This is a genomic window from Bifidobacterium sp. POST2/T3 (B1) (assembly GCF_058197115.1).
Map to the genome: position 1 here is coordinate 1 of NZ_JBVPQK010000101.1, position 8,454 is coordinate 8,454.

The 8,454-nt window shown below is 55.7% G+C and carries 6 protein-coding genes and 1 tRNA gene; 6 read left to right on the forward strand and 1 reads right to left on the reverse strand.

Annotated elements, in window-relative coordinates:
* The first annotated feature begins 3 nt into the window (after window positions 1-3).
* The 6 genes from AC0AP0_RS06265 to AC0AP0_RS06290 all read left to right on the forward strand — a co-directional run bounded on the left by AC0AP0_RS06265 (window position 4) and on the right by AC0AP0_RS06290 (window position 6,513).
* Window positions 4-76, forward strand: a tRNA-Ala gene (locus tag AC0AP0_RS06265).
* A 404-nt stretch (window positions 77-480) separates the two neighbouring features.
* On the forward strand, window positions 481-669 hold the full coding sequence (locus tag AC0AP0_RS06270) for a hypothetical protein (RefSeq protein ID WP_490429747.1): 189 nt from the start codon (window positions 481-483) through the stop codon (window positions 667-669).
* 79 nt (window positions 670-748) lie between these two features.
* Window positions 749-3,661 carry a type I restriction endonuclease subunit R gene (locus AC0AP0_RS06275; RefSeq protein WP_490429748.1) on the forward strand — a complete coding sequence of 971 codons (2,913 nt, stop codon included), beginning with the start codon at window positions 749-751 and terminating at the stop codon, window positions 3,659-3,661.
* 5 nt (window positions 3,662-3,666) lie between these two features.
* Window positions 3,667-5,871: a type I restriction-modification system subunit M gene (locus AC0AP0_RS06280; RefSeq protein ID WP_490429749.1), complete on the forward strand. Its 2,205-nt coding sequence runs from the start codon at window positions 3,667-3,669 to the stop codon at window positions 5,869-5,871.
* A complete protein-coding gene (locus AC0AP0_RS06285; protein WP_490429750.1) occupies window positions 5,826-6,317 on the forward strand; it encodes a recombinase family protein in 492 nt (163 codons plus the stop codon). Before AC0AP0_RS06280 ends, AC0AP0_RS06285 begins: the two co-directional genes overlap by 46 nt.
* Entirely contained in the window at window positions 6,307-6,513 is a 207-nt protein-coding gene (locus AC0AP0_RS06290; RefSeq protein ID WP_198206382.1) for a hypothetical protein, read from the forward strand. Before AC0AP0_RS06285 ends, AC0AP0_RS06290 begins: the two co-directional genes overlap by 11 nt.
* Window positions 6,514-6,765: 252 nt before the next feature.
* Here the strand turns inward: AC0AP0_RS06290 and AC0AP0_RS06295 are convergent.
* On the reverse strand, window positions 6,766-8,454 hold a 1,689-nt coding region (locus tag AC0AP0_RS06295; protein ID WP_490429751.1), incomplete at its 5' end, for an amino acid ABC transporter ATP-binding/permease protein.

An 8,454-nucleotide genomic window follows, 5' to 3' on the forward strand; every position in this document is an offset into this window, starting at 1 on the left:
TACGGGGCTATGGCGCAGCTGGTAGCGCATCTGCTTTGCAAGCAGAGGGTCGCCGGTTCGAATCCGGCTAGCTCCACAAAACAAAATAGGAAGCGTTGGACTAATCTTCTTCAGGAACAAGTTTGAGCTTGTTTATAGATTAAAGAGCGCAATGTAGGCACTCCTTTTCCGTTCTTATGGCCTAGAAGGCCTAAATTTGCCGTTTTAAGCTATTTTCAGCCCTTGGGCGCGTAACGTCTCGTCATGCTGCCGCAGTCCGAGGCAACCGCAGGCACAGGGTTCAAGCGCTCCGCCGTCGCCGTGGACGGCCATGGCCAAGCAGCCAGGACCGTACGTACGATGTGCGCCAAGGCGAGAACGCCCGCTGGTCTGCTGTTCGAGCGGGTAAAGCTGAAGTAGAACAAGACTGAGATGAGATACTCATTAGTTACTTGTTAGATAATGAGTATCTAATGCGAGGCGGTAAAGAGGAGGCTGCATATGGCCAAGAAGCAGGATATAACGGCTATGCTCGACCCATTCGAGGCTGATGCCGCCAAGAAGCACAGTTGGAAAGAAGCCGACGCGTTCGCTGGAACCACGGCGTGCGAAACGCGTGCCACATCACTGGTGTCCATGACGAAAAGCAGCAAGGAGCGCCTGACAGCTGCCGCGAAGGCTACGGGCTGAGCCTAAGCGCGTTCTTCCGTCTGGCGGCTGACGAGTACATCACGAACCATGAGTGGTAAGCAGGGAGGGAAACAGACAGATGGCACACGTCTCCGAATACGATGCCGAAAACCTATTCATCGACAGGCTCGAGAAGATCGGTTATGAGTTTGTTCAGATGTATAACTACGACGACGTCGTGGCGAATTTTCGCAAGCAGCTCGCGGCGTTCAATGCCGAGAAGCTGACCGAGGCGAAGGGCAAGGCAACGTTCTCAGATGCTGAGTTCGAACGTGTGATGATTCATGTCAACAACCACAGCGTCTACGAGTCTGCGAAAATCATTCGCGATAAGTACGTGCTAACGCTGGATAACGGGAAGACAGTGTATTTGGCTTTCTTCAGCTCCGACATCGACCGGAACATCTATCAGGTGACGCATCAGGTAACGATGGACAAGGCACACAAGGACGATGTCGTCTATAAGAACCGCTACGATGTGACGATTCTCATCAACGGCCTGCCAACGGTGCAAATCGAGCTGAAGCGCCCCGGTGTCGAAATTAACGAGGCGATCAACCAGATTAACCGCTATCGCAAGTTCTCATTCAAGGGACTGTTTCATTATTTGCAGCTGTTCGTGGTGTCGAATTCCGTGCAGACAAAGTACTTCTGTAACGAGAACGAGATGGACGGCGGCTCCTACAATCCGATTCTGAAGAGCCTCGTGTTCTTCTGGACGGACGACAAGAACACACGAATCAACAAGTTGGACGAATTCACGGCAGAGTTCCTGCGTCGCTCGACGCTTACGGAGATGCTCGACAAGTACATGGTCGTCAAGACCACTGAGCCTATCCTGATGGTCATGCGCCCGTATCAGATTTACGCGGTGAAGGCCGCGAAGCGCCGCGTGCTGGATTCCAACAAGAACGGCTATGTCTTCGCGTGCACGGGCTCGGGTAAGACGCTGACTTCGTTTAAGTTGGCCCAGCTTCTGCGTGACGAGCCGCGTGTGGACAAGGTCATCTTCCTGATTGACCGCAAGGATCTGGACGACCAGACCGTGGACGAGTACAACTCGTTTGAGAAAGACTGCGTGGATGGCTCCGATTCCACCGCCGTACTGGTCAGGCAGCTGAAGCAGGACGACCATAAGCTCATTGTGACGACGATTCAGAAGATGGCGAACGCCATCAGGAACAAACGATATGAGTCGCTGATGGATTCGTACCGTGACAAGAAGGTTGTGTTTATCATCGACGAGTGCCATCGCAGCCAGTTTGGCAAGATGCACGGAGACATCGAGCGCCATTTCAACAATGCGAACTATATCGGCTTTACAGGCACGCCCATTTTTGAGGCGAATCGCGGCAGGGATGGCAAGACGACCGCGGATGTGTTCTACGCTGGGCCCAAGCTAGATGCCTGCCTGCATCGCTACATGATTAAAGACGCGATTGCGGACGGAAACGTTTTGCGCTTCTCGGTCGAGTACCAACGTACGATTTTCGCCAAGCATATTGCCGCGAATGGCATCGATCCCGAGCAGCTGGGCGACCCTGATTATTGCCGACGCCACAACCTCGATTTGGAGTCGCTGTATCACAACGATGAGCGTATCCACTTGGTGACCGAGGACATCTTTGAGCATCACGAGCAGCATGCCCACCCGCAGGGCAAGGACGTATACACGGCGCTGTTCGCGGTGGACACCATCAAGACGCTAGGCAAGTACTACGACGCGTTCAAGGCGCTGAATGAGATGAGAGATGACGACAAACGGTATCGCGTGGCCGCCATCTTCACGTATCAGCCCAACGGCGACATGGACGAGGGCGGCGACGAGCACTCGCAGGAGCTGCTGGAGCGCTGCATGAATGACTACAACGCGATGTTCGGCACGGCATTCGGTCTGGATTCCTTCGATGCATACCGCAAGGACATCACGCGCCGCATGAAGCAGAAGGATCTGCCGCAGGTGGACATCCTGCTGGTGGTCAATATGATGCTGACGGGATTCGACGCGAAGCCGTTGAACACTCTTTATTTGGACAAGAACCTCATCTGGCACACCCTGGTGCAGGCGTACAGCCGTACGAACCGAGTTGACAAGGTGACGAAGCAGTTCGGACAGATTGTTTCCTACCGCAATATCAAGCGTGCGCAGGACGATGCTCTGCGGCTGTTCTCCGGCGACGGCGACCCGAACGAGTATCTGCTCGAAAGCTATGAGTATTACATGAACAAGTGGATGAATCAGGTGCCCGTCCTCCGCAAGATCGCACAGACCGTGGACGACGCAGGGCAGCTTCAGAGCGAGGATGACATCCGCCAGTTCATCCTCGCGTTCCGCTCGCTTTCAGGCACACTAGCGACGCTGAAGACGTTCGGCAAGTTCGAGTGGGCGGATTTGGCCGTGGCTCTCGGCGAGGAGGAATACGAGGGCTTCAAAAGCTGGTATTTGTATTATTACGACGAGTCGAAGAAACGCAACCCGAAGGTCCCCGTGCCCGTCGACGTGGATTTCGACGTGGAGCTAGTCCGTACCGACCGTATCAACGTGATGTACATCCTAAGCTTGCTGAAGTCGGCGCACAAAGCCCGCAAAAGCGAAGCGAACCTCGATCGCGACATCGACCTTGTCATGCGCGAGATTGAGCGTTCGGACAACGACGCCCTACGTGCAAGGAAGGACATCATGGAGGCGTTCATCCGAACGCGCTTCTACGACTTGCCGGAAGACGCCGACGTACAGCAGGCTTACGAGCAGTTCGAGTGCGAGAGCCTCAAGGCCGAGATCGAGACGTTCGCCCATGAAAACGGTCTTGAGGCGACGGACGTGCAGGACATCTTCTCGGAGTACACCTTCAACGGGAACTTCTCAGAGGAGGCCGTCCGCAAGAAGCTGACCGCATATCGTAAGGGACTTCTGGAGATCACGACGATGACGAATATCATCAAGGGATTCGTCATCGACACCTACAACCGCTATAGGGCAGAAGGAGAGTAAGCGGCATGATTGATTCCACAAAGTATCAGGCGCAGGCGAACGAGCTATCCCAGAAGCTCTGGGCCATTGCGAACGATTTGCGCGGAAACATGGATTCCACCAAGTTCCGTAACTACATCCTCGGGACGATTTTCTACAGCTACCTGTCGGAGCGCACCGAAGAATATATGGAGGAAATCCTGAAGGAGGACGGCCTGAGCTACGAGCAGGCGTTCGCCGATGCGAACTACCGCCCTATCGTCGAGCAGTGGTCCATCGAGCATCTGGGCTATATCATCAAGCCCGGGAACCTGTTCCGCGAGCTGGTCCGCAAAATCGTCCGTCCCGAGAACGACGCCGACAAGTTCAGCGTCGAGGATTACGAGCGCGCGGTGAACGAGCTGACGGGCTCCACGATGGGCCAGGCGTCCGAGGCGGCATTCTCCGGCCTGTTCAACGATATGAAGCTACAGGACCCCGATCTGGGCGATACCGTGGCCGATCGCACGGCGCTCATCGCCAAGGTCATCGTGAAAATCAGCGAGATTGATTTCAAGCTGTCCGATTCGCAGTTCGACGTGCTTGGCACGGCATACATGATCCTCATCGGGCTGTTCGCCTCGGACGCCGGCAAGAAGAGCGGCGAGTTCTTCACGCCAACAGGACCGTCGAAGCTGGTGGCGACGTTGGCGACCGTCGGCTTGGACGAGGCGAAGACGGTGGGCGACTGCACGTGCGGCTCGGCGTCCATGCTGCTTGAGGTGCAGAAGCACCTCACGACGGGACGCGTTGGGCACTTCTACGGGCAAGAGAACAACGCCACCACGTACAACCTCGCGCGCATGAACATGCTGATGCACGGCGTGGATTACCAGAACTTCGACATTTACAAGGGCGATACGCTGCGCGAGGACAAGTACGGCGACGTGAAGATGACGGTGCAGGTCTGCAACCCACCGTACTCGCTGAAGTACGACGGCAACCCCGCCTTGCTGGATGACCCGAGGTATTCGGGCGCGGGGAAGCTGCCGCCGAAGTCCCACGCCGACTATGCCTTCGTCGAGCACATGATCTATCACATGGACGATGACGACGGGCGCGTGGCCGTCCTGCTGCCCCATGGCGTGCTGTTCCGCGGCGGCGCTGAGGCGGTCATCCGCAAGTACATCGTTCGCGACCTGAACCGTCTCGACGCCGTGATCGGCCTCGCGCCGAACCTGTTCCACGGCACGAGCATCCCCGTGTGCCTGCTGGTGCTGAAGTCCAAGCGCAACGGCAATAGTAGCAACGTGCTGTTCATCGACGCGAGCAAGGAGTTCAAGCCCGGCAAGAACCAGAACACGCTTGAGGACGAGCACATTCAGAAGATTGTGGATGCCTACGTGAAGCGCGAGGACATCGAGAAGTTCGCCCATGTGGCGGACATGTCAGAGATCGAAGCGAACGACTGGAATCTAAACATTCCGCGCTACGTGGATACGTACGAGGAAGAGGAACCCGTCGACCTCGAGGCCGTGCGGGGTGAGCTTAATCATATCGAGGACGAGAAGAAGGCTGTTGTTGACAAAGTGGAGTCGATGCTACGGCGGCTGGTGCTACGGGGAGAGGAGGAGAACGAAGCAAAACGACCAAAGTTGCAGTTCAAGGCTGACGATGAGTCTGATTTCCCTGATTGGGATGAGAAAACGTTAGGCGAACTCACAAATTTATTTGTTGGTAAATCGTTTACGTCTGAATTGAGTGAAAACGGCCACTACGTCGTCATGGACATGGGGAGCGTTTCTCCGGATGGTTCCATTATTGATACAAAGTTGACAGATTCAGCTAGAGACTTGCTAGATAAAGACGATTTGATAATGCCGAAGGATGACATAGGCGGTGGATTGATTATCGGAAAGACGGCATACATACCATGTGATGGCAAATATGTATGCGGCGACCATGTGTATAGATTGCGCTTCGGCAAGGGTGTCGATGGCTTATTTATGCACTATGACATCAATTCCACAGGACCGCAAAAACGACTTGCTAGAAAAGTAACTGGATCGGCTCAACTTGGATTGAATTCGAAAAATGTATCAAGCGAAACCATATCTATCCCTTCTCTTTCGGAACAGCGCAAGATTGCTAACTGTTTGTCGTCGATTGACGACGTTATCGCAAAGGAGAAGGCTGAGCTGGCAAAATGGCAGGAACTGAAGAAGGGTCTGCTTCAGCAGATGTTCGTATAGATTCAACCAAGTCCGTCGTCATCGTAGCAACGGGCTTTATCAAAGGGAGGTTGAATAATTATGGCACGCTAGAAGCAAACCTAGCTGAACGACAACAGTCACGCCATCGCGCACCACCCATTGTCGTCGCTCTCACAGAACGAGGCGAGCATCGAGCTGCAGAAGGAGCTTGCACAAGCGCGGGCAGATACCGGCAGGTTAACATCGTGAGGGAGTATGAGAACGCAGCCATATCCAGCACCACTGACACAAGCCCGGTGTTCCAGCTGATGCTGTCAGCGGTCGCGAAAATCCAGCCTCATACGGTCATCATTTGGAAGGCGGACAGCCTGGGCCATGACAAGTACGTGTTAACGATGGCCAAGAAGATCATACGAAGGCGGGCCGCGAAATACACCTGCTGCGGAGAATATCCCGACGAGTTGTCCCAAGAGCATGCTCATTGAGAGCTTGATAAACACAATGACGAAGTACTACAGCTGGCAGGTGTTGCAGGACATCCGGAGGGGCATGAACTACAATGCCGAGCACGAACTGTGCAACAGGCATAAGCTGCTCGGGCACGGGGTAAACAGGGCAACGAAGAAGTACATCGTAGACACGGACACGATACTCTTCGTACGGCAGATGTTCGACGAATAGGCGGCATGAAGGTTGCTGCAGACGATAGCCGACGAGCTGAACGCCGAAGGGCAGCGTAACGAGGGGTGTCAAGACGCTGAACAAGATGCTCAAGGACCACGTCTACATTTGCGGAGTCAGCAGAAAGAATCCGCGCCCAGAATCTTTCATTAAATGTGCCAATGCCGGTTTGAATTATGTCGACAGCATCATGGCTGCGAGCAGCAATTCGAACCGTCACTATAAATTGCATCTCATTCTTTATGCGGATGCTCAGGCAGAGACAAGCCTTCCATCCTGTAACGTCAGAAGCCGGCCAACCCGGGCAAGAACCGAAGGACGATGAGAGACAATCAGGCAGGTACGGTCACCCTTCCGCTCAATCAGCCTGGTCAGGACACGGCCCTCCAAGAGAGCATCCATGTTGCTGGTGGGCTCGTCCAAGAGCATGAAGGGGGCCGAGCTCAGGAAGGCGCGAGCCAATGCTATCCGCTGCCGCTGCCCCTCAGACAGATCGGAGCCATTGTCGGCAAGTAGATGATCCAAGCCGTCAGGCAGCTGGTCGATCAGATCATCCAAGCAGGCATCATGAGCCGCCTGCTCAATATCCTCCCTACTGGCATCGGGCCGGGCCAGAGCGATGTTATCCGCCAAAGTAAGGCTAAATATATAGGTATCTTGGCTCACCAGAGTCTGCTGGGCACGCAGATCAGCGGTGCGGATGGTCTCGATCGGCAGGTCGGAAACGGTCAGATCCCCGCCGCTTCGCTCCTGGAACCGCATCAGCAGGTCGATCAAGGTGGACTTGCCAACCCCGTTGGCGCCTTGGATGCCAATCAACTCGCCAGGTTTGATCGAAAGATCCAGATTATCCAAAACCGCGATTCGACCGCCATGTTTACCTGGGTCAGTCTTGCCCGTGTCAGTCTTGACAGCGTAGGAGAAGGAAACCACCTTGGCCTCCTCTCCAGTGAACTCCGCCAGGTAATTCCCATGACCGGATTCCACCTCGCGCACAGGCGGCTCCTTGTCCAAAAGCGAGAAGACCCGCCGAGCAGCAGCCAGAGTAGGCTGCAGGCCAGCTCCGAGCCGAGCCACAGGTATCAAGGGAGCAAAGGAAGAGAGGAAACCGACCAGTCCGATCATTCCCCGTGCAGGATCCACCAACCCTGCCGAACCTAAGTGGCAGGCCATCAGAGTGAAGACTCCAGCGCAGATCAGAGTGACCACGTTGGTGACCAAATCGTTGGCAATAGTCCGCCCAGAGGTGCGGCCCCGCGCATCCAACATCTGGCCCGTAGCGGCTCCCACCCGACGGCGAGTGTTCTCTAGAGCGCCCAACCCCGCCAGCTCTGTGCGGCCCTGCAGGGTCTCCAGAAGAAGGGAATGCAGGTTGGCTTGGGCCGTCCGTTCCTTCATGGCCATCTTGAAAGTGGGCCGTGCGCTCAGGATAGGAATGAGCAGACCGACGATCAGGTAGGAGACCAGGGCGGCCAGACCCATCCAGGGCGAGAGCCAGGTGAGCAGGGCCAGGTTGGCCAAGGAGGTCACTAGAGCGATGGCGATGGGCGATAGGGTGTGGGCGTAGAAAATCTCCAGCAGCTCGATGTCGTTGGTAATCACCGTCACCATGTCTCCGCGCGCCTGGTCCCGCAGGCCGGCCGGGGCCAGGGACCGCATCTTGTCGAAGACTGTCGTACGGATGTCACGGAGCATGCTAAAGGCCATCTCATGGTTGTAGTACTGCTCCCCATAGGCCATGACCCCCCGGCTGAGAGCAGTCAGGACCGCCACCAGGGCCCAGACGCCCCACTGGCCATTCAACGGGGGCCAGTCTGTAACCAGGCCAATCAGGGCCGCTGCGGCTGCCATCATGCTCCAGACCGCGAAGAGGTGGCCCAGGCTGCCGCAGAGGATGGCCTTGCCCTCCGTACCGGCCAGAGGCTTCATCAGCCGGGCCAT